This is a genomic window from Streptomyces sp. NPDC087787, from assembly GCF_044743035.1.
In the GTDB taxonomy this organism is placed as follows: Bacteria; Actinomycetota; Actinomycetes; order Streptomycetales; family Streptomycetaceae; genus Streptomyces.
In genome coordinates, this window is sequence record NZ_JBIUVQ010000017.1 from 173,012 (window position 1) to 199,700 (window position 26,689).

General features: G+C 73.1%; 28 protein-coding genes. 9 read left to right on the forward strand and 19 right to left on the reverse strand.

Going from position 1 to position 26,689, the window contains the following annotated elements:
* Positions 1–10 precede the first annotated feature (10 nt).
* On the forward strand, positions 11–1,144 hold the full coding sequence (locus ACIOWN_RS26200; RefSeq protein ID WP_362346048.1) for an Mrp/NBP35 family ATP-binding protein: 1,134 nt from the start codon (positions 11–13) through the stop codon (positions 1,142–1,144).
* 103 nt (positions 1,145–1,247) lie between these two features.
* Here ACIOWN_RS26200 and ACIOWN_RS26205 read toward each other — a convergent pair whose 3' ends face one another.
* From ACIOWN_RS26205 to sigE, 5 genes are all read right to left on the reverse strand, one after another.
* Positions 1,248–1,919, reverse strand: coding sequence for a hypothetical protein (locus ACIOWN_RS26205; RefSeq protein WP_362346050.1), 672 nt, complete (start codon positions 1,917–1,919; stop codon positions 1,248–1,250).
* Positions 1,920–2,131: 212 nt separating this feature from the next.
* Positions 2,132–2,584, reverse strand: a complete 453-nt coding sequence (locus tag ACIOWN_RS26210) for a sec-independent translocase (RefSeq protein ID WP_362346052.1) — start codon at positions 2,582–2,584, stop codon at positions 2,132–2,134.
* 177 nt (positions 2,585–2,761) lie between these two features.
* Positions 2,762–4,963: a trypsin-like peptidase domain-containing protein gene (locus ACIOWN_RS26215; RefSeq protein ID WP_401983447.1), complete on the reverse strand. Its 2,202-nt coding sequence runs from the start codon at positions 4,961–4,963 to the stop codon at positions 2,762–2,764.
* A gap of 111 nt (positions 4,964–5,074) precedes the next feature.
* Complete coding sequence (locus tag ACIOWN_RS26220) at positions 5,075–6,028, reverse strand: zf-HC2 domain-containing protein (protein WP_401983449.1); 954 nt, start codon at positions 6,026–6,028, stop codon at positions 5,075–5,077.
* A complete protein-coding gene (gene sigE, locus ACIOWN_RS26225; RefSeq protein ID WP_362346058.1) occupies positions 6,025–6,798 on the reverse strand; it encodes an RNA polymerase sigma factor SigE in 774 nt (257 codons plus the stop codon). Before sigE ends, ACIOWN_RS26220 begins: the two co-directional genes overlap by 4 nt.
* Before the next feature lie 177 nt (positions 6,799–6,975).
* On the opposite strand from sigE, the gene ACIOWN_RS26230 reads away from it, so the two are divergent.
* Positions 6,976–7,671, forward strand: a complete 696-nt coding sequence (locus ACIOWN_RS26230) for an O-methyltransferase (RefSeq protein ID WP_100568287.1) — start codon at positions 6,976–6,978, stop codon at positions 7,669–7,671.
* A gap of 99 nt (positions 7,672–7,770) precedes the next feature.
* Here ACIOWN_RS26230 and ACIOWN_RS26235 read toward each other — a convergent pair whose 3' ends face one another.
* On the reverse strand, positions 7,771–7,938 hold the full coding sequence (locus tag ACIOWN_RS26235) for a DUF3117 domain-containing protein (protein WP_003966491.1): 168 nt from the start codon (positions 7,936–7,938) through the stop codon (positions 7,771–7,773).
* A gap of 401 nt (positions 7,939–8,339) precedes the next feature.
* Here ACIOWN_RS26235 and ACIOWN_RS26240 point away from each other — a divergent pair, with 401 nt between their 5' ends.
* The gene (locus ACIOWN_RS26240) at positions 8,340–9,143 is read left to right on the forward strand and encodes an enoyl-CoA hydratase/isomerase family protein (RefSeq protein ID WP_401983451.1); all 804 of its coding nucleotides are present in this window, start codon (positions 8,340–8,342) and stop codon (positions 9,141–9,143) included.
* 33 nt (positions 9,144–9,176) lie between these two features.
* On the opposite strand, the gene ACIOWN_RS26245 is transcribed toward ACIOWN_RS26240, so the two are convergent.
* Together ACIOWN_RS26245 and ACIOWN_RS26250 are read right to left on the reverse strand one after the other, a co-directional pair.
* A complete protein-coding gene (locus tag ACIOWN_RS26245; RefSeq protein ID WP_362346062.1) occupies positions 9,177–9,776 on the reverse strand; it encodes a DNA-3-methyladenine glycosylase I in 600 nt (199 codons plus the stop codon).
* Positions 9,773–10,129: a DivIVA domain-containing protein gene (locus tag ACIOWN_RS26250; protein ID WP_401983453.1), complete on the reverse strand. Its 357-nt coding sequence runs from the start codon at positions 10,127–10,129 to the stop codon at positions 9,773–9,775. Before ACIOWN_RS26250 ends, ACIOWN_RS26245 begins: the two co-directional genes overlap by 4 nt.
* A gap of 145 nt (positions 10,130–10,274) precedes the next feature.
* On the opposite strand from ACIOWN_RS26250, the gene folP reads away from it, so the two are divergent.
* Positions 10,275–11,135 carry a dihydropteroate synthase gene (folP, locus tag ACIOWN_RS26255; protein ID WP_401983454.1) on the forward strand — a complete coding sequence of 287 codons (861 nt, stop codon included), beginning with the start codon at positions 10,275–10,277 and terminating at the stop codon, positions 11,133–11,135.
* Between the two features lie 357 nt (positions 11,136–11,492).
* Here the strand turns inward: folP and ACIOWN_RS26260 are convergent, their stop codons facing one another.
* Positions 11,493–12,251, reverse strand: a complete 759-nt coding sequence (locus tag ACIOWN_RS26260; protein ID WP_362346068.1) for a TIGR00730 family Rossman fold protein — start codon at positions 12,249–12,251, stop codon at positions 11,493–11,495.
* A gap of 86 nt (positions 12,252–12,337) precedes the next feature.
* The gene (gene dapE / locus ACIOWN_RS26265; RefSeq protein WP_362346070.1) at positions 12,338–13,417 is read right to left on the reverse strand and encodes a succinyl-diaminopimelate desuccinylase; all 1,080 of its coding nucleotides are present in this window, start codon (positions 13,415–13,417) and stop codon (positions 12,338–12,340) included.
* A 94-nt stretch (positions 13,418–13,511) separates the two neighbouring features.
* Between dapE and ACIOWN_RS26270 the strand changes: the two genes are divergently transcribed.
* Complete coding sequence (locus tag ACIOWN_RS26270) at positions 13,512–14,495, forward strand: heavy metal transporter (RefSeq protein WP_401983456.1); 984 nt, start codon at positions 13,512–13,514, stop codon at positions 14,493–14,495.
* 147 nt (positions 14,496–14,642) lie between these two features.
* Positions 14,643–15,014: an ATP-binding protein gene (locus ACIOWN_RS26275; RefSeq protein ID WP_401983458.1), complete on the forward strand. Its 372-nt coding sequence runs from the start codon at positions 14,643–14,645 to the stop codon at positions 15,012–15,014.
* Positions 15,015–15,115: 101 nt separating this feature from the next.
* Here the strand turns inward: ACIOWN_RS26275 and ACIOWN_RS26280 are convergent, their stop codons facing one another.
* Positions 15,116–16,237: a bifunctional succinyldiaminopimelate transaminase/glutamate-prephenate aminotransferase gene (locus ACIOWN_RS26280; RefSeq protein WP_362346076.1), complete on the reverse strand. Its 1,122-nt coding sequence runs from the start codon at positions 16,235–16,237 to the stop codon at positions 15,116–15,118.
* A 113-nt stretch (positions 16,238–16,350) separates the two neighbouring features.
* The gene (fdxA, locus tag ACIOWN_RS26285; protein WP_100568222.1) at positions 16,351–16,671 is read right to left on the reverse strand and encodes a ferredoxin; all 321 of its coding nucleotides are present in this window, start codon (positions 16,669–16,671) and stop codon (positions 16,351–16,353) included.
* A gap of 140 nt (positions 16,672–16,811) precedes the next feature.
* Here fdxA and ACIOWN_RS26290 point away from each other — a divergent pair, with 140 nt between their 5' ends.
* Positions 16,812–17,885: a GNAT family N-acetyltransferase gene (locus ACIOWN_RS26290; protein ID WP_401983459.1), complete on the forward strand. Its 1,074-nt coding sequence runs from the start codon at positions 16,812–16,814 to the stop codon at positions 17,883–17,885.
* A gap of 29 nt (positions 17,886–17,914) precedes the next feature.
* On the forward strand, positions 17,915–18,766 hold the full coding sequence (locus ACIOWN_RS26295) for a transglutaminase-like domain-containing protein (protein WP_362346078.1): 852 nt from the start codon (positions 17,915–17,917) through the stop codon (positions 18,764–18,766).
* Between the two features lie 50 nt (positions 18,767–18,816).
* Here the strand turns inward: ACIOWN_RS26295 and ACIOWN_RS26300 are convergent, their stop codons facing one another.
* From ACIOWN_RS26300 to mshB, 7 genes are all read right to left on the reverse strand, one after another.
* Entirely contained in the window at positions 18,817–19,431 is a 615-nt protein-coding gene (locus ACIOWN_RS26300; protein ID WP_362346080.1) for a response regulator transcription factor, read from the reverse strand.
* A complete protein-coding gene (locus tag ACIOWN_RS26305) occupies positions 19,428–20,639 on the reverse strand; it encodes a sensor histidine kinase (RefSeq protein WP_401983462.1) in 1,212 nt (403 codons plus the stop codon). The genes ACIOWN_RS26300 and ACIOWN_RS26305 overlap by 4 nt, the downstream gene beginning before the upstream one ends.
* Positions 20,636–21,376 (reverse strand): ABC transporter permease, encoded by a 741-nt coding sequence (locus tag ACIOWN_RS26310; RefSeq protein ID WP_398142738.1) that lies wholly within the window; start codon positions 21,374–21,376, stop codon positions 20,636–20,638. The genes ACIOWN_RS26305 and ACIOWN_RS26310 overlap by 4 nt, the downstream gene beginning before the upstream one ends.
* Complete coding sequence (locus tag ACIOWN_RS26315; protein WP_401983464.1) at positions 21,373–22,302, reverse strand: ABC transporter ATP-binding protein; 930 nt, start codon at positions 22,300–22,302, stop codon at positions 21,373–21,375. Before ACIOWN_RS26315 ends, ACIOWN_RS26310 begins: the two co-directional genes overlap by 4 nt.
* Positions 22,303–22,470: 168 nt before the next feature.
* Positions 22,471–24,582 (reverse strand): hypothetical protein, encoded by a 2,112-nt coding sequence (locus ACIOWN_RS26320; RefSeq protein ID WP_401983465.1) that lies wholly within the window; start codon positions 24,580–24,582, stop codon positions 22,471–22,473.
* A gap of 159 nt (positions 24,583–24,741) precedes the next feature.
* Positions 24,742–25,158, reverse strand: coding sequence for a DUF6113 family protein (locus ACIOWN_RS26325; protein WP_362346090.1), 417 nt, complete (start codon positions 25,156–25,158; stop codon positions 24,742–24,744).
* Entirely contained in the window at positions 25,155–26,051 is an 897-nt protein-coding gene (mshB, locus tag ACIOWN_RS26330; RefSeq protein ID WP_362346092.1) for an N-acetyl-1-D-myo-inositol-2-amino-2-deoxy-alpha-D-glucopyranoside deacetylase, read from the reverse strand. The genes ACIOWN_RS26325 and mshB overlap by 4 nt, the downstream gene beginning before the upstream one ends.
* Positions 26,052–26,243: 192 nt before the next feature.
* Between mshB and ACIOWN_RS26335 the strand changes: the two genes are divergently transcribed.
* Positions 26,244–26,600: a hypothetical protein gene (locus ACIOWN_RS26335; RefSeq protein WP_362346094.1), complete on the forward strand. Its 357-nt coding sequence runs from the start codon at positions 26,244–26,246 to the stop codon at positions 26,598–26,600.
* Positions 26,601–26,689 lie beyond the last annotated feature (89 nt).

The window sequence follows — 26,689 nt, forward strand, 5'->3', positions numbered from 1 at the left end:
CCATCGTCCTATGGCTACGGAAGACGCGGTGCGCGCAGCTCTGGCGACGGTTGACGATCCCGAGATCCACCGGCCCATCACCGAACTCGGCATGGTCAAATCGGTGGAGATCGGCGCGGACGGAGCGGTCGCGGTCACCGTCTACCTGACGGTCTCCGGCTGCCCGATGCGCGAGACGATCACCCAGCGGGTGACCGACGCCGTCTCCCGCGTCGAGGGGGTCACCCGGGTCGACGTCACGCTCGACGTGATGAGCGACGAGCAGCGCCGGGAGCTGGCGACCGCGCTGCGCGGCGGCCAGGCCGAGCGCGAGGTCCCCTTCGCCAAGCCCGGCAGCCTCACCCGCGTCTACGCCGTCGCCTCCGGCAAGGGCGGCGTCGGCAAGTCCTCGGTGACGGTGAACCTGGCGGCGGCGCTGGCCGCCGACGGCCTGAAGGTGGGCGTGGTCGACGCCGACATCTACGGCCACAGCGTGCCGCGGATGCTGGGCGTGGACGGCCGCCCGACCCAGGTCGAGAACATGATCATGCCGCCGTCGGCGAACGGCGTGAAGGTCATCTCCATCGGCATGTTCACCCCGGGCAACGCGCCGGTCGTCTGGCGCGGCCCGATGCTGCACCGCGCGCTCCAGCAGTTCCTGGCGGACGTGTACTGGGGCGACCTGGACGTCCTCCTGCTGGATCTGCCGCCCGGCACCGGCGACATCGCGATCTCCGTGGCCCAGCTGGTGCCCAACGCCGAGATCCTGGTGGTGACGACGCCTCAGCAGGCGGCGGCCGAGGTGGCCGAGCGGGCGGGCTCCATCGCCGTCCAGACCCACCAGAAGATCGTCGGCGTGGTCGAGAACATGTCCGGCCTGCCCTGCCCGCACTGCGACGAGATGGTCGACGTCTTCGGCACGGGCGGCGGCCGGGTGGTCGCCGAGGGCCTGACCCGCACCACGGGCGCCACGGTCCCGGTGCTCGGCTCCATCCCGATCGACGTCCGCCTGCGCGAGGGCGGCGACGAGGGCAAGCCGGTCGTCATCACCGACCCGGACTCCCCCGCGGGATCGGCCCTGCGGGACATCGCCGACAAGCTCGCCGGCCGGCAGCGGGGCCTCGCGGGGCTGTCGCTGGGGATCACCCCGAAGAACAAGTTCTAGGCCGTACGGGGCCGTCCGCGGCCCGTACCGCCCGCACGGCGGCAGGGGCGCCGTCCCTCGTGGACGGCGCCCCTTTCGTGTCGTGTCCGCCCGCCGCGGGGCGTCAGGCGTACGCGCCGATGTCCTTGATCACGGCGAAGCCGAGCCCGTACGCGCTCATTCCCCTGCCGTACGCCCCCAGGTGGACCCCCTGGGAGGTCGAACCCGCGAGCACCCAGCCGAACTCCGACTCCCGGTAGTGGAACGGGGTCGGGACGCCGTCCACGGGCAGCGAGAGCATCGCCCACGCCGGTCCTGACAGATCGTCGGCCAGCTCCCACGCGGTCTCCGTCTGCTGCTCCAGCCAGTCGTCCCGCAGGGTGTGGTCCACCTGCCCGGGCCAGGTGAAGGAGAGCAGGCCCACCGCGGCCAGCCAGGCCGCCGAGGAGACCGAGGTGGCCTCCAGCTGGCCCGTGCCGTCGGCGAGGCGCCGTTCGGGGTGGGCGGCGACGGTGACGACGACCGCGAACCTCTCCTTGGGCTCGTCCGGCGACCCGGACACGAACTCGTTGCGTACGGACGGCTCGTCACCGTGCCCGGTCGAACCGTGTTCCACGGCACCGTCCGCCGAGGTCCCGACCTGCATCAGCCAGCGCGGCCCCGTGAAGGCCTCGTCGAGGCCGTACCAGGGAAAAGGCGCCAGCAGGTAGCCGTCGGCCGTACGCCGGGCGAAGGGGGACTGTTGGCCACCCTCCGCGGCAGACGCCTGCGCGCCTGCCCGACTTGTCGTCTCCATGTGCCGGACGCCTCCTCGCTCTCGTCGAACCGGGGCGGCCCGCCCCCCTTCGGGCGTACTCGTCCAGTCCGCACAACAACTCGGCAGCATATCCATCCCGCTTCGGGCAGCCGGGAAACCGCTCGGCGCGTGGGGCGCGGGTACAGCCGTTTCGCGCCGCGCACGGACCGCGCGCGGCGTGAAACGCGTCACACGGGACGCGGCTCAGCGGCTCAGGTGGCGTCCGCGTCGAAGGGCGGACGCTCGTCCTGGCCGAGGCCCCCGGGCTTCTTGGTCATGTCGATCCGGCCGCCGGACGGACCCGGGGAGCCCGCGGACGAGGAGGACGCGGCGGAGTCGTGCTCGTTGCCGTTGACCGCGTCCGTGATCTCGGCCATCTCCTTCTTCAGGTCGAAGCCGTTGCGGATCTCCTTCAGCCCCAGCTCGTCGCTTTCCAGCTGCTTGCGGATGAACGTCTTGGGGTTGAGGTCCTCGAACTCGAAGTCCTTGAACTCCGGGCCGAGTTCACTGCGGATGTCCTGCTTGGCGCTCTCCGAGAACTCGCGGATCTTCCGGATCGTGCGCGTGACGTCCTGGATGACCTTCGGGAGCTTTTCGGGGCCGAACACGAGCACGGCCACGATGATGATCGTCAGCAGCTCGAGCGGTCCTATGTCATTGAACACCTGAAGCTCCTTGCGATGTCCTCGGTCCTCGGCCCTCGGGTGGTCCGGTCTGTGTGGGGCTGTCCGTGGTCCGGGCCGGGTCCACGGTACCCGTCCCACGTGCCGGACCGGTACCGCCCCGAGGTGTCGGACTGCGTGTACACGACGAGCTTTCCGGCCGGTTCCGCACGCTTTGCGTCACTTGTTGTTCGAAGACCCGAGTACCAGGGACACCTTCCGTGCCTTTCCGTCGCGTTCGACGGTCAGCTCCAGGCGGTCGCCGGGGCGGTGGGCGCGGGTCTTGACTATCAGCTCCTCGCCCGAGTGGACGCGCTGGCCGTCCACCGCGGTGACGACGTCTCCGGCCCTGATGCCCGCCTTGGCGCCGGGACCGCCGGGGGTGACCGGGGGGCCGCCGTCCCGGCCCTTGGTGCCGACCCTGGCTCCGTCGCCTGGGTAGTTCATGTCCAGGGTCACCCCGATGACCGGGTGGCTGGCCCTGCCGTGGTTGATCAGTTCCTCGGCGACGCGCCTGGCCTGGTTGACGGGGATGGCGAAGCCCAGGCCGATGGAGCCTGCCTGGCCGGTCTGCAGGTCGGAGCCGGTGTCCGCGGAGCGGATCGCGGAGTTGATGCCGACGACCCGGCCCCGGGAGTCGAGCAGGGGGCCGCCGGAGTTGCCGGGGTTGATCGGGGCGTCGGTCTGGAGGGCGTCGACATAGGACACGTCGCTGCCGTCGCCCTTCTCGCCGCCGGCCGTGATGGGCCGCTCCTTGGCGCTGATGATGCCGGAGGTGACGGTGTTGGCGAGGTCGAAGGGCGCGCCGATGGCCACGACCGGGTCGCCCACCTGCACGTTGTCGGAGTTGCCGAGGGGGATGGGGGTCAGGCCGCGCACGCCGCGGACCTGGACGACGGCGAGGTCGTAGCCGGAGTCCCGGCCGACGATCCTGGCCTTGGCGGTCTGGCCGCCGCTGAAGGTCACCGATATGTCGCCGCCGGAGGCGGCGTTCTCGACGACGTGGTTGTTGGTGAGGACGTGGCCGAGGCCGTCGAGCACGAACCCGGTGCCGGTGCCCTGCTCGCCGGAGCCGCTGACGTGCAGCGTCACCACGCTGGGCAGGGCGCGGGCGGCGATCCCGGCGACACTGTCCGGGGCGCGCCCGGCGGGCTCCTTCCCGGCCTGCGGCAGCTCCACGGTGCGGAGGCCGCCGTTGCGCTCGACGTACGCCCCGGCCAGCCCGCCGAGCGCACCGGACACCAGCGCGAGCACCACGGCCCCGCCCACGAGCGCCCGCGTGACCCGTCGGTGCCGCTGCTCGGTGCTGAGCACGCCGCTCCCGCTCTGCTGCAACGGCACGGCACCCCAGGGGTCGTAACGCCCCCAGGGACCGGCGGAGACACCGGCACCGGGGTGGGCCCCACCGGCGCCGGGAGCGGGCACGCCGTGCCCGTCACCCGCCGCCTGAGCGGGCGCGCCGTGCGCCGGGTCGGCTCCGAGCGGCGCCCCTCGCTGTGGGCCCGTCGGCACGGCGTCCTCGGGGGACGCCCACGGCGATACGGCCCCGGCCGTGGATGCGTCGGCCGGCGCCTGCGGCGGCGAGGACGGGCCGGAAGGCACGGGCGCCGGACCGTACGGCTGGGCGTCCGGGGCGGGCGTGCCCTGGGGCGCGGCGGCCTGCGGCGGCGAGGGCGGGCCGGGCGGCGCCGGAGGCGTGGGAACCGGGGCACCCGGCTGAGCCGCCACGGGGGCCGGACCGTACGGCTGGGCGCCCGCGGCAGGCGAGCCGTGGGGGGCGGCGGCCGGGGTGCCGGAGGAGTGCGCGGGTGTCGCCGCCGGGTGCTGAACCGGTGGCGCGGGGGCCCAGGGTCCGGGCTCGCCGTACGGAGGGGTGCTGTAGGGGTCGGGGTCGTGCAGGGGGCTGGAACGCTCGCCGGGGCCGCCGGAGGAGTCGCCGGGCCCGGAGGGGCCCTCCACGGGCCGGTCGGCGCCCGTCTCGGCGGAGACGGCGGGGACACCGGGACCGGCCGGAGTCGCCGGCGCGGCAGGCTCGCCGGGCACCGCCGGCGCCGCCGGTGCGTCCGCCGCCCCGAGGTGGGTGTCCTCCACCCCGGCGAACGGCGCACGGGGCTGAGCGAGTTCGAAGTCGCTGGAAGCCGGGAGCGGGCGTTCCAGCTCGTAGTCACCGTCCCCGACGGCAGGTCCGGGCACCGTGGTCCGTACGGGGGCCGAGCCCGGGTCCGAGCCCTGGGTGGAGGCCGCACCCGCTGCCATGCCGCCGTCGGAAGCCTCGTCGGCCGACGCGTCCGGCGCCGGCGTGCCCTCCGGCCGGGCGTCCGGAGGGACTGAGCGGCTCCACCACTTCGGGCGGGCGGACTTCGTGGGCTTGCCCTCGTTCATGTTCTCCCCACAGCGGGACGCGGCACGGCGTCGACTCCGCGCCCCGACCGATGTCATGGGCGCGACCACCGTGGATTCAACCAGGTTCCCGGACCGCCGCGCAGGGACCGGTCAGTGCGTGGTACGGGAGGAGGCGGAAGGGGAGGGCGCGCCGAGCAGGCCCGGGGCCATGTAGTCCGGGTCGGCGGACCACGAGGTCAGGGAGATGGGCGGGGTCGTGGTGAGCGGACGTATCAGCGGGGACATCACGGCCGCTCCGGCGAGCACCGGGGTGGTCAGCGGATGCATCACGTCCTGCGCCTGCCCGCCGGGAGGCACGGCCCCCGGCAGCAGCGGTGCGGCCAGCGGCGTCGAGGCCGCCTGCGCCGAGCCCGACGATCGCTGCCCCTGTGCCGACTGCGGCGCGGCCGACTGGCGGCGCCGCGCGGTGTCGGAGCCCGATGCGGCGCCCGTGCCCACCGTGCGCGCCGGAGTCACATTGCTGCCGCTCCCGGAGCCACCGCGCGCCTCCGCGGCGGTGTCACCCGCCGAACCGGTGGTCATCCCGCCCAGGGCGAGGGCGGCCAGCGACACCGCCCCGGCGGCGACGAACGCGAACCGCAGCCCGCGCGAGGCGGACCGCTCGCTGTCGGCACGGCCCACGGGGTGGATCCGGAAGCCGCGGTCCTCCACGGGGTCGGCGGGATGCGGGCGGGCCGGCACATAGCCGAACTCGAACCGCTCGCCGCGGTTCACCCCGAACACTCCGGAGCGGGACGACAACCCTCCGGGCAGCCCTCCCCCGCCCAGCGGTGAACCGCCACCGCCGTCGGTACCACCCCCCGGGAGACCCTGGAGGCGGGCCAGGAAGCTCTCGGAGGGAGGCGGCGGGGCCGCCTGGGCGAAGACGTTCTTCAGACGGCGCTGCGCGTCGACCTCCGCCTTGCACTTCGGGCAGGTGGCCACGTGCGCCAGGGCACGGTCGCGCATGTCGTGACCGAGCTCGCCGTCCACGAGGGCGGCGAGCCGGTCTCCCAGGTGCTGCTCCGCGAGACGTCCCGCGGGGTCAGGTCGTGATCCACTCACGCGGGCGCGCCCCCTCCCCCCAGCGCGGGGACCGTGGCCACGAAGCCGCGGCGCCCCGCCCGGGCCTGCGGCGAGCGGTGCGCGAGAGCCTTGCGCAGCTGCGAACGGCCGCGGTGGATACGGGAGCGCACCGTGCCGAGCTTGACGCCCAGGGTCGCGGCGATCTCCTCGTACGACAGTCCTTCGATGTCGCACAGGACGACCGCGGCACGAAACTCGGGCGCGAGGGTGTCCAGGGCCTGCTGGACGTCCGCGTCGAAGTGCGCGTCGTTGAAGAGCTGCTGCGGCGTGGGCTCCTTGCTGGGCAGCCGCTCGGCCGCGTCGTCGCCCAGCGCGTCGAAGCGGATGCGCTGCTTGCGGCGGACCATGTCCAGGAAGAGGTTCGTGGTGATGCGGTGCAGCCAGCCCTCGAACGTGCCCGGCGTGTACGTCGACAGCGAGCGGAAGACGCGGACGAAGACCTCCTGGGTGAGGTCCTCGGCGTCGTGCTGGTTGCCGGTGAGGCGGTAGGCCAGGCGGTAGACGCGGCCACTGTGCGTGCTGACGATCTCCTCCCAGGTGGGCGGAGTCCACGCCTGCCCGTCCGCGTCGGTCGAGAAGGTCGCGGTCTGGGCGGATTCGGTGGCGTGGGTCACGTCGGCAGCGGTGTTGGTCACGGATTTCGGCCTGCCTGCCGATCCGAGAAAGCGCCGCAGCACTCCTCCCCGATCCACAGGCGCAGCCGCACCTCCCCTGTCGGCTCTGGTGGTGTCCAGTGGAGCCCCTACCATAGCCACCTCGCCCGTTAGCTCCGGATAAGCAGTTTTACGAGAATTTGACACGTGCTGGTCCGGCTGGTGCGGCTGCGTCAGCACTTGCTCCGTGTCCCCATCCATCCCATACCCCCCCGTCCACACCGCCGTCGCGCCCGCTGTCACTTCCTCACCCCTTCAAACGACCGGTCCCATCTGCGGGTTCCCGGCCCCAGCGGATACAGTCACGCCCAGGCAACCACGGGACAGGAGAGGGTCATTACCGGCAACCGGCAGACGAGCTGGGCGTTCGCCGACGCCTATGTCGCCGAGGACGACGCGCTGCGCTGGGCCCGTGAGCGGGCCCGTGACGCAGGGCTGCGCTCGGTGTCGCCCGGCGCGGGCGCCGCGCTGCGGTTGCTGGCCGCCACCGTGGACGCGAAAGCGGTCGCGGAGATCGGCACCGGCACCGGGGTCTCCGGGATCCACCTGCTGCACGGCATGCGCCCCGACGGGGTGCTGACCACCGTCGATCCCGAGCCGGAGCACCAGCAGTTCGCCCGCCAGGCCTTCCGCGCCGCCGGCTTCGCGGGCAACCGCGCCCGCTTCATCCCCGGCCGCGCCCTGGACGTGCTGCCCCGCCTCGCGGACGCCGGATACGACCTCGTGTTCTGCGACGGCGACCGGCTGGAGTTCCCCGAGTACCTCGCTGAATCGTTGCGCCTGTTGAGACCGGGAGGCCTCGTCGCCTTCGAGGGTGTCTTCGCGCACGGGCGGACGGTGGACTCGGGACCGCAGCCGACGGAGGTCGTGCGGCTGCGGGAACTGCTGCGCACGGTGCGCGAGAGCCCCGATCTGACGCCGTCGCTGCTGCCGGTGGGCGACGGACTCCTGTGCGCCGTCAAGCGCTGAGCGCCCCCGTCACCCGCGCGTCGCGCACCCCTGGAAAGACAGCGACCCCGACACCGCGTACGATGCCGGGGCAACTGAAAGGGTATGGTCGCTTGCGCGTCAGCCGACGACCTTCTTGAGGGCGTCGCCGAGCGCATCGGCCTCGTCAGGGGTCAACTCGACGACGAGCCGACCGCCGCCTTCGAGCGGAACGCGCATGACGATGCCCCGCCCCTCCTTGGTCACCTCGAGCGGGCCATCACCCGTCCGCGGCTTCATGGCCGCCATGCTCGTTCCCCTTCCTGAAACCCAGCTCATCGTCAAAGCCGACGGCCCACCGAAAGGGCACGCGCACGGTCCCTGCCCAGAACGGCACAGGACACGCGACACCGGCATCGAACACATTGCTTCCAAGCCATTATCCCGCATCCCAGGACCCGATGACCAACATCAGTTGGCATCGCTTGGGCAACGCGCGCGAGCAAAACCACCCAATTCGGCGATGTGGCTGCGATACTGCGCGCCCACGCGTCCGCCCGCCGGCCGCGGACGCGCCGGAATTCTTTGACGCAGGTCACATGCCGGGGCCGCGCCCTGCCCGGTGATCTCCGTCATGCTGTCCTCGGACCGCGACGGACCACGACGCACCGAGCGGTACGTCGACGAGGCGACACCGGAGGGGATGCCCCATGGCCGACACCGTGCTCTACGAGGTGAGCGACGGACTCGCGACGATCACGCTGAACCGCCCCGAGGCGATGAACGCGCTGAACGTCGACGCCAAGGTCGCCCTCCGGGACGCGGCCCGGGAGGCGGCGCACGACGACGCCGTGCGGGCGGTGCTGCTGACCGCCGCCGGGGACCGGGCGTTCTGCGTGGGCCAGGACCTCAAGGAGCACATCGGACTGCTGGCCGCCGACCGGGAGACCGGGTCCGGGCAGGTGATGAGCACCGTGGGGGAGCACTACAGCCCGATCGTGCGGGCGCTGGCGGGGGCGCGGAAGCCGGTGGTCGCCGCGGTGAACGGGGTCGCCGCCGGGGCGGGCTTCGGCTTCGCGCTCGCCGCCGACTACCGGATCGTGGCGGACACGGCGTCCTTCAACACCTCGTTCGCGGGCGTCGCGCTCGCCGGGGACTCGGGGATCTCGTGGACGCTGCCGCGGGTGGTGGGACCCTCCCGCGCCACCGACCTGCTGCTCTTCCCGCGCCGTATCACCGCCCAGGAGGCCCTCGACCTGGGCATCGCCAACCGGGTCGTGCCGGCCGCCGACCTGCGGGCCGAGGCGGAGCGGACGGCGCGGGCGCTGGCCGAGGGCCCGACGGTGGCGTACGCGGCGCTGAAGGAGGCGGTGGCCCACGGGCTGACGCACTCCCTGGAGGAGACCCTCCTCAAGGAGGAGGAGCTCCAGGCCAGGGCGGGGCAGTCCGAGGACCACGCGATCGCCGTGCGGGCGTTCGTGAACAAGGAGAAGCCGGCGTATCTGGGCCGCTGACCGCGACGCGGGTCGGTGCCGCCCCCGGCCGGGTCAGGGGCGGCGCGCCACGCAGTCCGCGAGGTGGTCGTCGACCAGGCCGCACGCCTGCATCAGGGCGTACGCCGTCGTCGGGCCGACGAAGCGCAGACCGCGCTTCTTCAGGGCCTTCGACAGGGCCGTGGACTCGGGAGTGACCGCCGGAACGTCGGAGAGGGTCCTCGGTACCGGGCGGGTGGCGGGGTCGGGGGCGTGGGACCAGATGAAGGCGTCCAGTTCGCCCGGGGCCCAGTCGACGAGCACGCGCGCGTTGGCGATCGTCGCGTCGATCTTGGCGCGGTTGCGGATGATGCCCGGGTCGGCGAGCAGCCGCTCCCGGTCGTCGTCGGTGAAGTCCGCCACCGCCGCGATCTTGAAGTCGGCGAAGGCGGCGCGGAAGCCGGTGCGGCGGCGCAGGATGGTGATCCAGGAGAGGCCGGACTGGAAGGCCTCCAGGCAGAGACGTTCGTAGAGCGCGTCGTCGCCGTGGACCGGGCGGCCCCACTCCTCGTCGTGGTAGGCCACGTACTCCGCCGCGGACAGCGCCCACGGGCAGCGCGGGGCGCCGTCCGGGCCGGCGGTCGCGGCGCCCGGCGTCGGGGTGTCGTCCGTCACCGCTGGTCCTCCTGCTCGGGCTTGGTCAGGTGGACGTGGGCGGCCGCGGCCCGGGCGCCGGCCAGCGCGGACTCCAGGTCGGCGATCCGCGCGTCGCGCTCGGCGAGTTCGGCGCCGATCCGGCTGAGGGCCTCGTCGACGTCCGCCATGCGGTAGCCCCGGACGGTCATCGGGAAGCGGAGGCTCTCCACGTCCTGGCGGTCCACGGGGCGGTCCGGCGGCAGCGGGTCCAGGAGCCGCTCGGGCGCCGCCTCGGGCAGCGGCCCGGTTCCCTCGCCGCCGCCCACCACCGCCAGGGTCACCGCGGCGACCACGACGGCGAGCGCGACGACCAGGAAGAAGAACATAACCATCGCTCGGTCCCCACGGAGTCTGTCGTATCTGTCAGGGTCCGATCGTGCCATGCGACGCTGACAGTTAGGGTCGCAGACGGCCGATGGCCGGGAAAGACCGGGCACGGCCGGGCAGGACCGGGAAGAAGAGGAGAGGTCACAGGGGATGCTCAGGCTGGGCAGGCGCGAATTCGACGCGCACGAGCCGGTGATCATGGCGATCGTCAACCGGACCCCGGACTCCTTCTACGACCAGGGGTCGACGTTCCGTGACGAGCCGGCCCTCGCGCGCGTGGAGCAGGCGGTCGCCGAGGGGGCCGCGATCATCGACATCGGCGGGGTGAAGGCCGGGCCCGGTGACGAGGTGAGCGCCGAGGAGGAGGCCCGGCGGACGGTCGGCTTCGTGGCCGAGGTGCGGCGGCGGTTCCCGGACGTGGTCATCAGCGTCGACACCTGGCGGGCCGATGTCGGCGAGGCCGTGTGCGAAGCGGGGGCCGACCTGCTGAACGACGCGTGGGGCGGGGTGGACCCGCGGCTCGCCGAGATCGCGGCGCGCTACGGGACCGGCCTGGTGTGTACGCACGCGGGCGGCGCGGAGCCGCGGACCCGGCCGCACCGGGTGACGTACGAGGACGTCATGGCCGACATCCTCCGGGTGACCGTGGGGCTGGCCGAGCGGGCGGTGGCGCTCGGTGTGCCGCGGGAGTCGGTGATGATCGATCCGGGGCACGACTTCGGCAAGAACACGCGGCACAGTCTGGAGGCGACGCGGCGGCTGGGCGAGATGGTCGCGACCGGGTGGCCGGTGCTGGTGTCGCTGTCCAACAAGGACTTCGTGGGCGAGACGCTGGACAAGCCGGTGAAGGAGCGGCTGGTGGGGACACTGGCGACGACGGCCGTCTCGGCGTGGCTGGGAGCCCAGGTGTACCGGGTGCACGAGGTGGCCGAGACCCGGCAGGTACTGGACATGGTGGCGACCATCGCGGGCCACCGGCCCCCGGCGGTGGCCCGACGGGGACTGGCGTAGAACCGGGACCCCAGTCCCCCGCCGCACAGACTCCGGAGCCCCGCCGCGCGGGCACGAACCCTGCCGTACAGACGGCACTGGCCCCGCTGCACGGGCGCCAGTGCCGCACCGTACGAGCACCAGAGCCGCGCCGTGCAGGCGCCGGCGACCGGTCGCACGGAGCCAGTGCCCCACCGCGAGAAGTGCCGGAGCCCCGTCGCCCCGGCCCCGCGCTGTGCAGACGCTCGGAAGCGCCGCACAGGCGCCAGTGCCCCGCCGTACCGTCGCCAGTAGCGCCGGTCGTACGGGTGCCAGTAGCCCCGGGCGTGCGGGCGCAGGTCGCCCGCCGTGCGGGTTCTGGCCGCCCGCAGGACGGGGCTAGCGGCCCGCCTCCTTGGACATCAGGGCCACCGCCTCGCTCACGTCGTCCGTGACGTGGAACAGGGTGAGGTCCGCCTGGGCCGCCTTGCCCTGGGCGATCAGGGTGTTCTCCAGCCAGTCGACCAGGCCGCCCCAGTACGCGGTGCCGAACAGGACGATCGGGAAGCGGGTGACCTTCTGGGTCTGCACCAGGGTGAGGGCCTCGAAGAACTCGTCCAGGGTGCCGAGGCCGCCGGGCAGGACGACGAAGCCCTGCGCGTACTTGACGAACATCATCTTGCGGACGAAGAAGTACCGGAAGTTGAGGCCGATGTCGACATAGGCGTTCAGTCCCTGCTCGAAGGGCAGCTCGATGCCCAGGCCCACCGAGACGCCTCCGGCCTCGAGAGCGCCCTTGTTCGCCGCCTCCATCGCGCCCGGGCCGCCGCCCGTGATCACCGCGAAGCCCGCCTCGACCAGGCCCCGCCCGAGCTTCACGCCCGCGTCGTACTCCGGCGAGTCCACCGCTGTCCGCGCGGAGCCGAACACGCTGATGGCGGGCGGGAGTTCGGCGAGCGTGCCGAAGCCCTCGATGAACTCCGACTGGATGCGCAGCACGCGCCAGGGGTCGGTGTGGACCCAGTCCGAGGGGGCGCGCTCGTCCAGCAGCCGCTGGTCCGTGGTGCTCGCCTGGACCTGACCGCGCCGCCGGAGGACCGGTCCCAGTCGCTGCTCGTCCGGTGGCCGCTTCTTGCCCTCGGGATTCCCTGTTGGCATGTACGCTCCCTCCGCTTGCGTGACGTTCCACCTCAGCGTAGATCCGCGGGGGTCACGAGAGGGGGACGTCGGTATGTCCGCGATGGTCAGTCCGTCAGCCAGGCCCGCAGACGCTCCTCGCCCGCGAGGATCTTGGCCGTCTGCACCCGCTCGTCGCGCTTGTGCGCCAAGTGTGGGTTGCCGGGGCCGTAGTTGACGGCGGGGATGCCGAGCGCCGAGAAGCGTGAGACGTCCGTCCAGCCGTACTTCGGGCGCGGGGTGCCGCCGACCGCCTCGATGAACGCCGCCGCGGCCGGGTGGTTCAGCCCCGGCAGGGCGCCGCCGCTGTGGTCGTCGATCACGAACTCCTCCACCCCGCAGTCCGCGAACACCTCACGGACGTGGGCGACGGCCTCCTCCTCGGTGCGGTCGGGGGCGTACCGGAAGTTGACCGTGACCACGCACTCGTCGGGGATGACGTTGCCCGCCACCCCGCCCAGGACGCCGACCGCGTTGAGGCCCTCGCGGTACTCCAGGCCGTCGATGACCGGATGACGCGGCTGGTACTCGGCGAGCCGCCGCAGGATCGGCGCGGCGGCGTGGATGGCGTTGGAGCCCATCCAGCCGCGCGCGGAGTGGGCCCGCTCGCCCGTGGTCCTCAGCAGCACCCGCAGCGTGCCCTGGCAGCCGCCCTCGACCTCGCCGTCGGAGGGTTCGAGCAGCACGGCGAAGTCGCCGGCCAGCCACTCCGGGCGCGCCTCGGCGACGTGCTTGAGCCCGTTCAGCTCGGCGGCGACCTCCTCGTTGTCGTAGAAGACGAAGGTCAGGTCGCGGTTGGGGGCGGGGACCGTGGCCGCGATGCGCAGCTGGACCGCCACTCCGGACTTCATGTCGCAGGTGCCGCAGCCCCACAGGACGCCGTCCTCGTCGAGCCGCGAGGGGACGTTCCCGGCGATCGGGACCGTGTCGATGTGGCCGGCCAGGATCACCCGCTGCGCGCGCCCGAGGTTCGTGCGCCCGACGACGTTGTTGCCGAGACGGTCCACCGTCAGGTGCGGCAGGGCCCGCAGTGCGGCCTCGATCGCGTCGGCGAGCGGCTTCTCGGTGCCGCTCTCCGAGGGGAAGTCGACGAGTCGCGCGGTCAGGCGCGCGGCGTCCAGCGTGAGATCAAGCGGGTTGTCGGCCATGCGATCGACCCTAACCCGGCGAACCGCCGCACCGCCGCCCCGCATTGTTCACACCTGCCTCACCAGTCCCGCCTGCCTCCAGTACCTTGTAGGCGTGCCGCACCCTCCCCCCTCTTCCAAGCGTCGTGGCCGCCTCCTCCGGTTCGGGGCGGCCTTCGTGGTCCTGCTCGCGCTCGCGGGTTACCTCTCGGTGCAGTACCTCACCGGAGGCACCTCGGGTCCGGGCTGCGAGGTCGTCTCCGGCAAGGGCGACGGAGCGTCGTACCGGTTCACGCCGGAGCAGGCGGTGAACGCGGCGACGATCGCGGCCGTCGGCACCGGGCGCGGCATGCCCGAGCGGGCGGTGACCATCGCGCTGGCCACCGCGCTCCAGGAGTCCGCGCTGCGCAACATCGACTTCGGCGACCGGGACTCCCTCGGCCTCTTCCAGCAGCGGCCCTCGCAGGGCTGGGGCACACCGGAGGAGATCATGGACCCCTCCTACTCGGCGGGGATCTTCTACGACCATCTGGACAAGGTGCCCGGCTACACGCGGCTGCCGCTGACCGTGGCCGCGCAGCGCGTGCAGCGCAGCGGCTTCCCGCAGGCGTACGCCAAGCACGAGCCGGACGCGACGCTGCTCGCCGCCGCGCTCACGGGCCGCTCCGGGGCCACGCTGGCCTGCCAGGGCCGCCCTGGCCCGACCCGGTCCAGCGGACCCGACGCGGTGCGTGCCGCGCTCGTTCGGGACTTCGGCCGGGACGTGGTGCAGGAGGCGGGCGCGGAGGTCGGCGGCACCGCTTCGCCAACGCCCTCGCCCACGCCGGCCCCGGTCGCGGGCGGGGACGGGCGGACCGTGACGGTGCCCGTGCCCGACGACACGGCCGCCGCCGGGCGCAGCGCGCGGCAGCGCGGCTGGCAGCTCGCGCACTGGGCGGTGGCCAACGCCTCCGCGCTGCACATCGAGCAGGTCTCCTACGGCGGCTGGCAGTGGACGGCCGGGATGACCGACAGCCGGTGGCGGGCGGCTCAGACGCGGGGTGCCGCGGGAGCGGAGCGGGCGGCGGGCTCGGTGCACATCACCACGACCGGGCGTTAGTACGACTCGTCGCCCTGCGGCGTGAGTGAAGCTTGTCCGCGTACCTGATAATGCGACGCGTTACCAACTCTTTACATTGGCCCGCCGCAACCTTCGCGGACTTCGAGCGGTAGTCAGAGCGTCCGTTCCCTCCGTCGAAGGAGCAACATGTCCCTCCCCCTGACCCGCCGGATCGCCCGTGCCGCGCTGCTCGTCGCCGCGGGAGCGGCCGCCGGGGTCGGTGCGGCCGGTGCCGCCAGCGCTGCCCCCGAGCTGCCCGCCGCCCCGAACCTCGGCGGGCTGACCGCCCTGGACGCGGCGAGCGTCGGCAACACCGTGGACGGTGCCGCGCAGCACGCCACCGGGGTCGCGGGCGACTCCGGCCGCCAGGTCGTGAAGCAGGCGGCGCCGGCGGCGCAGAAGGCGGCGGGCAGCGCGGCGGGGTCCGCGGGCGGGCTCCTCGGCGGCGCCGCGCAGACGGCGAAGAAGGGCGGGCTGCCGACGCCGTCCCTGCCGGTCTCCGGCCTGCCGATCGGCTGAGCACCGCGCGAACGACCCGACGGGGTCCGGGGTTTCCGAACCCCGGACCCCGTCGTCGTGAGGACTCCGTCGCCGTGCCGGCGCGGGTGAGCCGTCGCCGGCTACCCGGCCAGGCGCTCCACGGCCGCACGGACCCGCTCGTCCGTCGCCGTCAGCGCGACGCGTACGAAGTCCGCGCCCGCCGGGCCGTAGAAGTCGCCCGGGGCGACCAGGATGCCCCGCTCGGCGAGGTCGGCGACCGTGGTCCAGCAGGACTCGTCGCGCGTGGCCCACAGGTAGAGGCTCGCCTCGCTGTGCTCTATGCGGAAGCCGTGGGAGAGCAGGGCCCCGCGCAGGCTTTCGCGGCGGGCGGCGTAGCGCTCGCGCTGCTCGCGGACGTGGGTGTCGTCGCCGAGGGCGGCCACCACCGCCGCCTGCGTCGGCGCCGAGGTCATCATGCCGCCGTGCTTGCGGATCTCCAGCAGCGGGCCGAGGACGGCCGGGTCACCGGCCAGGAAGGCGGCGCGGTAGCCGGCCAGGTTCGAGCGCTTGGACAGCGAGTGGACCGCGACGACGCCCTCGTACGAGCCGCCGTTCACGTCCGGGTGCAGGACCGAGACCGGGTCGGCCTCCCAGCCCAGCTCCAGGTAGCACTCGTCGGAGACGACCAGCACGCCGTGCTCGCGGGCCCAGGCGACGATCCTGCGCAGCTCCTCCTTGGGCAGCACCTGGCCCGTGGGGTTGGAGGGCGAGTTCAGCCACAGCAGCCGCAGGCCCGCCGGGTCCAGTTCCGTGGGGCCCGGCACGCCGGCGCCCGGTGTCGTCGAGTAGACGAGGTGGTCCGCGCCGGCCAGGCGGGCGCCGACCTCGTAGGTCGGGTAGGCCAGGCGCGGGTACGCGACCTTGTCGCCGGGGCCGAGGCCGAGCTGGGTGGGGAGCCAGGCGACCAGTTCCTTGGAGCCGACGACCGGCAGGACGTGCCGGTGGGTGACGTCCCGCGCGCCGAGCCGGCGCCCGACCCAGCCGGTGAGCGCGTCACGCAGTTCGGGCGTGCCCCACACGGTCGGGTAGCCCGGGGAGTCCGCGGCCCCGATCAGCGCCTTCTGGATCAGGTCGGGGACCGGGTCCACCGGGGTGCCGACCGACAGGTCGACGATGCCGTCCGGATGGGCTGCGGCCGTCTTCTTGTACGGCTCCAGCTTGTCCCAGGGAAAGGCGGGGAGCCGGTCGGAGAGTGCGGACACGGGGATCAGGCTCACTTTCTGGTCCGGAAAACGCCTCGGTCCCGTGCGGCGGGCGGAGCGCTGGAGTGCGATCAGGCCGTACGGGACCGAGGCGGCGCGAAGACGGGCCGCTGTTACTGGTTCTGCGGCGGCAGCGCGGCGATGATGGGGTGGTCGCGCTCGATCAGCCCCAGCTTGCTGGCGCCACCGGGAGAGCCGAGCTCGTCGAAGAACTCGACGTTGGCCTTGTAGTAGTCCTTCCACTCCTCGGGAGTGTCGTCCTCGTAGAAGATCGCCTCGACCGGGCAGACCGGTTCGCAGGCTCCGCAGTCGACGCATTCGTCCGGGTGGATGTACAAGGACCGCTGGCCCTCGTAGATGCAGTCGACCGGGCACTCCTCGATGCACGCCTTGTCCTTGACGTCGACACAAGGCTGCGCGATGACGTAGGTCACGCTGTCGTTCCTCCTCGATAGGGCGCTGGCGGGCCTCCACAGGCTCCGCCGCCTGGCGCGCGGGAGCGCGGCGTCGTCGATGCCCGCCCCTAGTATCTCCGTTCCGGGGCATGATCCGAACAGGAGGGGTGAACAGACCTGTGGAAATATCGGCGACAGGACGCCTCGAGGTCCGTATCACCGCTGCTGATGTGGGCAAACGGGTCTCAATTCGGCGCTTGAGCGAACCTGGCGCGCCGGGTGAGAAGTTCACCGACACGGTCGGAGTTCTCACATCATGGGACCACGGTGTGCTGCTGATCACACGGAAGAGTGGCGAGACCGTACGGATCGCCGAATCCTCCCTGGTCGCGGGCAAGGTGGTACCGGCCGCACCGGCCAGACGGCGGGGTCCGGCGGCCACGTACGAGGAGCTGGCACGTGTGGCGGCGCGGGCTTGGCAGCCGGTGGAGAGCGCGCGGCTGGGCGAGTGGGAACTCAGGGCAGCGGCGGGGTTCACCCGGCGGGCCAACTCGGTGCTGCCGCTCGGCGATCCCGGGGTTCCGCTCGACGCGGCGCTGGATGCCGTACGACGCTGGTACGGCGAGCGAGGTCTGCCCGCGTACCTCCAGACGGCCACCGGCGCCGAGGGCACGCAGGAAACGCTGTGCGCGGAGCTGGAGCGGCGGGGCTGGGTGCGCGAGGTGAGCGCCGAGCTGTGGATCGGGGCGCTCGCGCCGGTCGCCGACCGGGCCGAGGGCTCCGGGGTCGTGCTGTCCCGCACGGCCGACGAGGCGTGGCTCGGCCGGTATCAGCGCAAGGGAGTGAGCGAGGTGGCCCTGAAGGTGCTCCGCAGCGGGCCGTCGGTGTGGTTCGCGACGGTTCCCGGCGAGGGCGGTGTTCCGGCGGCGATCGGACGGTGTGTCGTCGACGGCCGCTGGGCGTCCTTCGCCGCCGTCGAGGTCGATCCGGCGCTGCGGCGTCGGGGCCTGGCCACCACCGTGCTCGCCGCGCTCGCCGGCCGTGCCCTCGACGAGGGCGCCTCGGCGGCCTGGCTCCAGGTCGAGACCGGGAACGACGCGGCTCGGGCGCTGTACGCCGGGATGGGCTTCGGCGCGCACCACGCGTACCACCACTACCGCGCCCCGGAGCCCGGCGACGGCGGACACCCGCGGCCGTCGCCGGCCGGACCGGAGCCGCGGTCCCCGCGGAACTCCGGCGCCGGCCCGTCGTAGGGATCGTCGTGAAAGGGCACGAGCCTGCTATGCGTCCCCCGCATCCACCGTCTCCGGAACGGGCCGCCGCGGTGCGCCGGCGGTTCGGCGAGGAGGTGCGGTCCGAGCGGCCGGACCTCGCGGCGCTGTGCCTGCTGATGGGTGCGGCGGCCGACGGGAGGCTGGACGAGGCCGGCATGGACGCGGCGCAGCAGGAGCTGGACCGGCTCGCCGGGGAGCTGCCGTACCGGCCGGGCGGGCCGCGGGAGTGGGCGCGGGCTCTGTGCCGGCTGCTCGGCGAGCGGTACGGGTTCCACGGCGCGGCGGTGGACTACCAGCGGCTGGAGTCCTCCCTGCTGCACGAGGTGCTGGTGCGGCGGCGCGGGCTGCCCATCCTGCTGTCGGTGGTGTGGATGGAGGTCGCGCGGCGGGCCGGGGCCCCGGTGTGCGGGGTCGCGCTGCCCGGACACTTCGTCGTGGGGTTCGGGGCGGCGGGGGAACTGGTGCTCGCGGACCCGTTCGACGAGGGCCGGGTGCTCACGGGGGCGGACGCCGACCTGCTGGTGGCCGGGGCGACGGGAGCGCCGCTGGACCCGTCGATGCTGGTGCCCGCGACTCCCTTGGAGGTCGTGTCCCGGATCCTGAACAACATCCGGGCCTGGGCGGCCGTGCGGCCCGAGCGGTCGGACGTGGCGCTGTGGGCGGTGGAGCTGTCGCTGCTGCTGCCGTCGCATCCGGCGCGGTTGCGGTACGAGCGGGCGCAGTTGCTCGTGCAGCGGGGCGACTTCGTGGACGGGGCGCGGGAGCTGGAGGCGTACGCGGAGGTGCTGGGCGTGGTGGACGAGCCCGCGGCCGAGCAGGTGCGGGGGCAGGCGCGGGCGGCGCGGGCCCTGCTGAACTGAACCTCGCCGGCCGGTTGAACCGAACTGCCGGAGACGCCCGCGGGGCCGGCCTACAGCCAGCCCTTCTCCCGCGCGATGCGCACCGCCTCCGTCCTGTTGCGCACGGCGAGCTTCTGGATCGCGGTCGACAGGTAGTTGCGGACCGTGCCCTGGGACAGGTGGAGGGTGGCGGCCAGCTCGGCGTTGGTGGAGCCGTCGGCCGCTGCGCGCAGGACCTCGCGCTCCCGGTCGGTCAGCGGATTCGCGCCCTCGGCGAGGGCCGCCGCGGCCAGCGTGGGGTCGATGACCCGCTCGCCCGCGAGCACCTTGCGTATCGCCGCGGCGAGCTGCGCGGCCGGGGCGTCCTTGACCAGGAAGGCGTCCGCGCCCGCCTCCATGGCGCTGCGCAGATGGCCGGGGCGGCCGAAGGTGGTGAGCACGACCAGTTTCACCGCGGGCAGCTCCTTGTGGAGCCGGGCGGCGGCCTCGATGCCGGTGCAGCCGGGCATCTCGATGTCGAGCAGGGCCACGTCGACGCCGTGGGCGTGCGCCGCCGCCACGACCTCGTCGCCGCGCGGCACCTGGGCGACGACCTCGATGTCGTCCTCCAGGCCGAGCAGGGCGGCCAGTGCCTCGCGGACCATCGACTGGTCCTCGGCCAGGAGGACCTTGATCGTTCGGCTCATGCCGGGGATCCTACGTCCGCGCGGGAGGCCAGAGGCACCCGGGCGACGAGCCGGAAGCCGCGCCTGACGCGCCCCGCCTCCAGCTGCCCGCTCACCTTCTCCAGACGCTCGGCCAGGCCCGTCAGACCGTTGCCGGGGCCCTTGGCGACGCCGGTGGTGCCGCCCGAGCCGTTGTCCTCGACGCACAGTTCGAGGAACGGCCCGTCCAGGGTCTGGCGGCGCACCAGGCCGACGGCGCACCGGGTGGCGCCGCTGTGCCGTACGACGTTGGTGATCGCCTCGCGCAGCGCCCAGGCGAGCGCGGACTCGCTCTCCTCCGTGACGCCGTGCAGGTCGGGCTCGGCGGGCACGTCGGCGACGACGTCGGCGGCCGTCAGCGCCACCTGGGCGCCCGCCAGTTCGGCGTGCAGGCGGGGGCGCCGGTAGCCGGTGACGGCCTCGCGGACGTCGACCAGGGCCTGGCGGCTGACCTGTTCGATGTCGGCGACCTGCTGGGCCGCCTTGCCGGGGTGGTCGGGCAGCATCCGGCCGGCCAGCTCGCTCTTCAGTGTGATCAGCGACAGCGAGTGGCCGAGCAGGTCGTGCAGGTCGCGGGCGAGCCGCAGCCGTTCCTCGTTGGCGGCGAGCTGGGCCACGGTGGCGCGGGCCTTGCGCAGGTCGACCGTGGTGCGCACCAGTTGCCGCACGCCGGTCATGGCGAAGCCGACGAGCGTCACCAGCAGGAACAGGGTCCACTCGCCCTGTGCGCCGGTGTGCTGGGCGACGAGCAGCATCACGGCCGTGGTCAGCGGGATCGTCCAGTAGGCCATCCGCAGCGGGTTCGTCGCGCCACAGGCCACGGAGACGTACACGAACAGGCCGATCCACTGCGAGCCGAGGGTCAGGCACAGCACGACGGCGAGGACACCGAGCGCGGCGACGAGGCAGCCGACGACGCGCCCGGAGAACGGCCGTCCCATGTTCCGGTAGACCAGCGCCAGATAGGTCCCGGTGAAGGCCGTGAGGCCCGCCCAGCCGGCCGCGGTGGCGGCGGTCGTGTGGGCGCCGGAGACCAGGTCCCGCACCGGCGAGCTGAGGAAGATCAGCCAGGGCAGGATCCACACCAGTTTGCGCAGCGCCTCGCCCCTGTTCCGGCACGGCTCCCCCATGCGCATCAGCCGGTCCGCCCGTGCTTCGCCGGGCCGCGGGTCTTCCGTCATGACGCTCACGCCTTCAGCGTGTCCTTCCGGTACAGCCAGGCCGCGCCGCCCGCGAACAGGGCGAAGAAGACGACGAGGATGGCGAGGTCCTTCGCATGCGGGGCCTGGCTCTCCTCGATCGCGCGCCCCAGTGCAGCGTACGCGTGCGTCGGCAGCCACTCGGCGATGTTCTGCAGCCACCGCGGGAAGGTGGTCGAGGGCATCCACAGACCGCCGAGCATGGACAGGCCGAAGTAGATGATCATCGTGATCGGGCGGACCGCGTCCCCGCTGGCGAGGTAGCCGATGGCGACGCCGAGCGCGGCGAAGACCAGGCTGCCGGCCCAGATCGCGCCGGTGAGGGCGAGCCACTGCCAGGCCTCCAGACGGACCTGCTTGACGGCGGCGGCGACCACGAAGACGACGACGATGGACGGCAGGCTGACCACGGCGGCGCCGGCGGTCTTGGCGAGCACGTAGCCCCGCCCGGGCAGGGTGGTCAGCCGCAGCTGCCGTACCCAGCCGCTCTCGCGCTCCTTGGCGATGCGCTCGCTGTTGCCCATGAGCACGGCGGTGAGGGCGCCGAAGGAGGCCATGGAGACCATCATGTACGTCGGGACGGTCAGGCCGGTGCCGTCGACCTTGGTGACGCCGTCCGCCTTGCCCGCGATGATCAGGAAGAGGATCGAGGGGTAGAGCACCGAGAAGAACAGGAACTTGCGGTTGCGCAGGGCCCGGGTGAGTTCCAGCCTGATGAGACTGTTCACGACTGCTTGGCCTCCTCGGCCTCGGTGATGGCGACGAAGGCCTGCTCGAGTCCGAGCCCGGCGACTTCGAGGTTGCGGGGGTAGGCGCCGAGCCCGTACAGGGCGTGCACGGTCGCGTCGGCGTCGGAGGACTGGATGCGGACGGTCTGGCCGCTCACGGTCATCGAGGTCAGGAAGGGCAGAGCGCGCAGCGCGGCCTCGTCGATGTCGCCCTCCAGGTCGAAGGCGACCCGCCGGGCCCCCGCCCTCGCCTTGATCTCGGCGGCGGTGCCGTCGGCCAGCAGCCGTCCCCGGTGCAGGACGAGCACCCGGTCGGCGATGGCGTCGGCCTCCTCCAGGTAGTGCGTGGCGAACAGGACCGTACGGCCCTGGTCGGCCTGTTCGCGCATGGTGGCCCAGAAGGCCTGGCGGGCGGAGACGTCCATGCCGGTGGTCGGCTCGTCCAGGACGATCAGGTCGCTGTCGCCGGCGGTGGCCAGGGCGAAGCGGACGCGCTGGGCCTGGCCGCCGGAGAGCTTGTTCACCTTGCGGTCGGCGATCTGGGAGACACCGGCCCGGGCCAGCACGTCGGCGGTCCTGAACCGCTTGGGGTGCAGGTCGCAGGCGAGCCGCACCAGTTCGGCGACGGTGACGTCCTCCATCAGCCCGCCGCTCTGCAGCATGGCGCCCACGCGGCCGGCGACGATCGCCTCGCGCGCCGTGGTGCCGAAGACGCTGACGGTGCCGCTGTCGGCCTGTCTGAGGCCGAGCAGCAGGTCGAGGGTGGTCGACTTGCCTGCGCCGTTCGGGCCGAGCAGGGCGACGGTCTCGCCCGGATGCAGGGCGAGGGTCAGCCCGTCCACGGCCCGTACGTTCCCGTAGCTCTTGGTCACCTGGTCGAACCCCACCACCGTGGTGGTGCCGGCTCGCTCCGCTGTTGTCGTCATGCCGGACATGCTGGCCGACGGGCGGGGGCGCCGGGCAGTGTCGCGGGTCCTGACTGCCGGATGACGGATGTCATGTTCGCGAGGTGACAGGGCGAGGGAGCGGGAGAAAGACGAGAGGGCACCCTGTCCGTGCCGGACCGGGTGCCCTCTGCCGCTGCCGCGGTGTCGCTAGCTGGGGTCGGTGTCGATGACTCCCACGCGGTTGGTCTTGCTCATCAACGCCGGGCGCAGGGCGCCGATCACGTCCTGGACCGTGACGGGGGTCTTGTCACCGGTGGCCCTGGCGATCGTGACCCCCTCGAAGGCGCTGCCGTACAGCTCCTTGAGCGCCGCCTCGTCGTAGGAGTCGACGAGCTTGCCGTCCACGGCCTTGACCCGCAGGAACTTCCACAGGGAGTTCTGCGGGCTGAACTCGATGAAGTGCGTGGCGTCCGTCCTCGCGATGACGTTGCCGGACATCGCCGGCTCCGCGAACGCCTTCATCATCCGGTCGACCTCGGCGTTGGGGACCGTCGGCTGCTGGGTGACCGTGGGCAGCTGGACCGGCGTGGCCGAGCCCGTCTCCACCTGGACGCGGTACGCCTGCTGGACCAGCTGGATCGAGCCGCCGACGTCGATGCCCTTGCCCGGCTTGCCGTACACGGGAACGGCCTTGCCGGACTGGAACTTGATCCCGCCCTCGGTCACCGAACCGGCGCCGCCCGAGACGCTCTGCAGGGCGACCTGGAGCTTCTCCTCGTCGACCGGCATCTGCGGCTGGATCACCCGGTGGTTGCCGAACAGCGAGCCGATCACCGACACGGGGTTGTAGTCGCTCGTCGCGGCCGCGCTGGCGGTGGCCTGGGTGTCGAACTGGAGCCCGGCCTGGTCCGGCTTGAGGGTCACGGACTTGCCCTCGACCGACAGCTTCAGCGGCTGGTTCACATGGCTGCCGAAGGCGTCGTCGAGTTTCTTGACCGCGTCGTCGCGGGTGCCGCCGCCGATGTCGACGCCGAGCACGGTGGTGCCCTTGGGCACGTCGGAGTGGTTCATCAGCAGCCCGGCGCCGTAGGCGACACCGGCGAGACCGATCACGGCGACGCCGAGCAGGACGAGCTTGTTGCGGCCCTTCTTCTTGGCCTTGGGCGCGGTGGCCGCGGCGGCGCTCTGCGGGGCCGGCTGCGGCGTCTGCGTCTGAGGCCCGCTCCAGTCGGCGTCCGGTCCGAACGGGTCGAGCCCCGGCTGTATGACGGGCATGCCGCTGGTGACGGTGTTCCCGGAGACGTTGTCCGGCCGGGCGCCGTAACCGGGGGTGCCCGGCTGGGGGGACTGCTGCTGCGGGGTGAGGACGGCGGTGTCGTCGCTGAGAGCGCCGCCGGGATGCTTGGTGCGCGCGCCGGGGACTCCGCCCTGGCGTCCCGCGCCGCCGGGTGCGCCGCCCGCGGGCGGCCGCAGCGACGCGTCGCCGGTGACGGGGCCGCTCGTCGGGCCCTTGGGGCCCTGCGGACCGCCGCTGTCGGAGAAGTACGCCAGGTCTTCACGACGCGGCCCTCCGCCGGAGTGCGGGCCCGCGCCCAGCGCCTCGGTGACGTCGAAGGACCCGGTGCCGCCGCCGTGGCCAGGGGCGACGGGGCCGCCGGTGACCCCGGGCAGACCGGCGCCGGGCGAGCCGGGCCGGGAGCCGCCCCCCGCGCCGGGCAGGTTCATGGCGCCGGTCACGCCGCCGGGGCGGCCCCCGCCGGTCGAGCCCGGCCCGGAGGAGCCGGCGCCCGCGGGCCGGGGCACGGAGCTTCCCGGGCCGGAGGCACCGGGGCCGGGCCCGATCGCCGCGCGTGCGCCCGAACCACCCGGCAGTCCCGCGCCGTTGGTGGATCCGCCGCCCTGACCGCCTTTGCCGGCCTGGGGCTTGCGGGGGGCGAACCAGTCGCTGGTCACCTTCTCCGCCGCAGGCGCAGGAGGCGCCGCGGGCTCGGCGGGCGGTTCCGGGGCGGCCTCGGGCGCCGGCGCGGCCGGCTGCTCGGCCTCGCCACCGGTGTCCTCGGCGTCGCTCTCGGATCCTTCCGAGGAGACGGGCGTCCGCACGACGACCGGCGGAATCGGCCGGGATCCGGGGATGTTGATCCGGATCCGCGTCGTCAGCGTGGTCTCGGTCTTGCGTTCCTCGGGCTGTGCGGCCGAACGGCCCGCGTCCGCTCGGTCGTCGGAGACCGCCGGGATTCCGTACGGCGGGGTTCCCGAGGGGTAGGCGGCTCCGCCGCGCCCGTTGGGCCCGGACGACGGAGTGTCAGTTTCACGACTCAAGGCAGGTTCTCCCGATTGGCTCCGCCGCACGTTACGACCTCAGTGCGGGCGGCTCGGCGGCGCGCGCACCACCATACTGGCCGCTCGGGGCCCTTATCCCGGGACCGCTGGGTAAACCCCTAGTGGACCCCTACCGGCACCCCGGGAAGAAGTGGTACGTCACTTGCCAAGTCGGGCGTCGTCGTCGTGCGGTTGCCGTCTCGGAGCCAAGGTGGCACAGATCACAGCGACGGCCATGCCGCCGAGCAGGAAGAGATAGGAGCCGCTGTCGGCCGCGAAGAAGAAGTCGCCTTCGGGCCGGCTGGTGGTGAGCACGAACACGGTGACGACCCAGCCGGCCGCGCCCGCCACGGCCCCGCCCCGGCTGCGCGCGGCCCTCGCCCCGCCCAGGAACAGCCCGGCGGCGCCCGCGAGCGCGAGCAGCAGCCCGCCGGGGAACCAGGCGGCCTGCACCAGGGCACCGGCGACCGCGACCACCGCGCCGAGCAGGAAGAGTCCCACGTACGCGGCGACCCGCCCGGCGGAGGGCGGCTTGAGGGGCTGCGCGAGCGTGGAGCCCCCTCCCCCTGAACTCATGACGCCTCCTTCCCGGTGCCGGCGAACAGATCGGTCTCCCGCTCCCCCGGCGCGGCGCCGGGTTCCCCGCGTACCAGCTCGTAGAACTCGGTGGTGAAGACCGGCTGGGCGAGCCGGTTGGACAGGGCGAAGTACGGCTCGGCCATCTCGATCTGGGTGGCGTGCGCGCGCATCGCGGCGGCCTTGGCGGCGGCGTACGCGCCGCCGTCGATCGCCGTGGTGACCCGCTCGTCGCCGACGACTCCGGGAACGTCGTCGATCGCCGCCGTCTCGTCGAACGGCAGCCCGGGCAGATCGTCCTTCAGCCGTGCGAAGGCGGCCTCGGCGACCGGGCGCGGGACGCGGTTCCAGTACACCTTGGCGATCCGCCAGGGCTCGCCGAGGTCGGGGCGCACGGCGGGGTCGGCGGCCAGGTCCACGGCGCGCATGGCGACGCGGTGGGCCTGGATGTGGTCGGGGTGGCCGTAGCCGCCGTTGTCGTCGTAGGTGACGAGGACCTGCGGGCGCACCTCGCGGATCACGGCGACGAGGTGTTCGGCGGCGTCGTCGAGGCCGGCCTGCCACAGGCAGCCCGGGTCGTCGTTGTCGGGGAGCCCCATCATCCCGGAGTCCCGGTACCGCCCGGCCCCGCCGAGCAGCCGGAAGTCCTCGACGCCCAGCTCCCGCATGGCCGCGGCCAGCTCCTGCCCCCGGTACGGGCCGAGCCCGGCCGCTCCCTCCAGGTGCCGCAGCTCGTCCGGGATGACCTCGCCGAGCTCCCCGAGCGTGCAGGTCACGAGCGTCACCCGGGCGCCCTCGGCCGCGTAGCGCGCCATGGTCGCACCGTTGTTGATCGACTCGTCGTCGGGATGCGCATGCACCAGCATCAGCCGCCGAGCGGCCCGTTCCGTCATGGGCCCACCCTACGAGGGGCCGGTGAGCCGCCCGGCTGCAGCGTCGGCGATCAGCGTTGGCACCGTGATCCACTAGGCATGTGCACGCCGTAAGTTGGCACCATGTCGTCCCAGCCGCAATACAGTTCTCCCGTCCCGCCGACCTCCGCGGTACCCGTGCCTCCCCGTCGCCCTGTCGGCATCCTGGTCGCTGTGCTGGTGATCGGCCTCCTGGCCGGCGGAGGCGCCGTGGGCGCGGCATGGGGTCTCAGCGGTGGCGGCCGGACCGGCACGTCTGCCCCGGCGGACGACGCACGCGATGCGTGCCGCGCCCTCGATCGACTGGATGAAGCGAAGCTCAAGACCAATGGGTCGGAGTTCGACGTGGCGATATACCGGCTCGCGGGCGCCACTGACCTTTCGGCATCGGCAGCCGCGGGCGACCGTCGGTACAAGCCACTCGCGGAAGCCGTCCTGCGGGTGATGTCGGGCTATGAGCGGAGCCATGACATCGACAAGGAGGGCAAGCGGGACCTGCAAAAGGCAAGGGACATCTGCGCCGGCCTCTGAGTGGGCGGTTCGTGAGTTTTTGAGTGGATCTGCTGTCGCCTGATGGTGTGGCGGCGGGGCGGAATCTGCCGGTCCGCAGTTGGTGATCT

Bases quoted from the DNA above. Each gene is read 5' to 3' on its own strand.
- sigE (WP_362346058.1), bottom strand. From the start codon at position 6,798: ATGGTAGGGGCTCCACTGGACACCACCAGAGCCGACAGGGGAGGTGCG.
- ACIOWN_RS26240 (WP_401983451.1), top strand. From the start codon at position 8,340: ATGGCCGACACCGTGCTCTACGAGGTGAGCGACGGACTCGCGACGATC.
- ACIOWN_RS26260 (WP_362346068.1), bottom strand. From the start codon at position 12,251: ATGCCAACAGGGAATCCCGAGGGCAAGAAGCGGCCACCGGACGAGCAG.
- ACIOWN_RS26300 (WP_362346080.1), bottom strand. From the start codon at position 19,431: ATGAGCCGAACGATCAAGGTCCTCCTGGCCGAGGACCAGTCGATGGTC.
- ACIOWN_RS26215 (WP_401983447.1), bottom strand. From the start codon at position 4,963: ATGAACGAGGGCAAGCCCACGAAGTCCGCCCGCCCGAAGTGGTGGAGC.
- ACIOWN_RS26200 (WP_362346048.1), top strand. From the start codon at position 11: ATGGCTACGGAAGACGCGGTGCGCGCAGCTCTGGCGACGGTTGACGAT.
- ACIOWN_RS26295 (WP_362346078.1), top strand. From the start codon at position 17,915: ATGCGTCCCCCGCATCCACCGTCTCCGGAACGGGCCGCCGCGGTGCGC.
- ACIOWN_RS26205 (WP_362346050.1), bottom strand. From the start codon at position 1,919: ATGGAGACGACAAGTCGGGCAGGCGCGCAGGCGTCTGCCGCGGAGGGT.
- ACIOWN_RS26315 (WP_401983464.1), bottom strand. From the start codon at position 22,302: ATGACGACAACAGCGGAGCGAGCCGGCACCACCACGGTGGTGGGGTTC.
- ACIOWN_RS26275 (WP_401983458.1), top strand. From the start codon at position 14,643: ATGTCCCTCCCCCTGACCCGCCGGATCGCCCGTGCCGCGCTGCTCGTC.
- mshB (WP_362346092.1), bottom strand. From the start codon at position 26,051: ATGACGGAACGGGCCGCTCGGCGGCTGATGCTGGTGCATGCGCATCCC.
- folP (WP_401983454.1), top strand. From the start codon at position 10,275: ATGCTCAGGCTGGGCAGGCGCGAATTCGACGCGCACGAGCCGGTGATC.
- dapE (WP_362346070.1), bottom strand. From the start codon at position 13,417: ATGGCCGACAACCCGCTTGATCTCACGCTGGACGCCGCGCGCCTGACC.
- ACIOWN_RS26325 (WP_362346090.1), bottom strand. From the start codon at position 25,158: ATGAGTTCAGGGGGAGGGGGCTCCACGCTCGCGCAGCCCCTCAAGCCG.
- ACIOWN_RS26250 (WP_401983453.1), bottom strand. From the start codon at position 10,129: ATGGTTATGTTCTTCTTCCTGGTCGTCGCGCTCGCCGTCGTGGTCGCC.
- ACIOWN_RS26235 (WP_003966491.1), bottom strand. From the start codon at position 7,938: ATGGCGGCCATGAAGCCGCGGACGGGTGATGGCCCGCTCGAGGTGACC.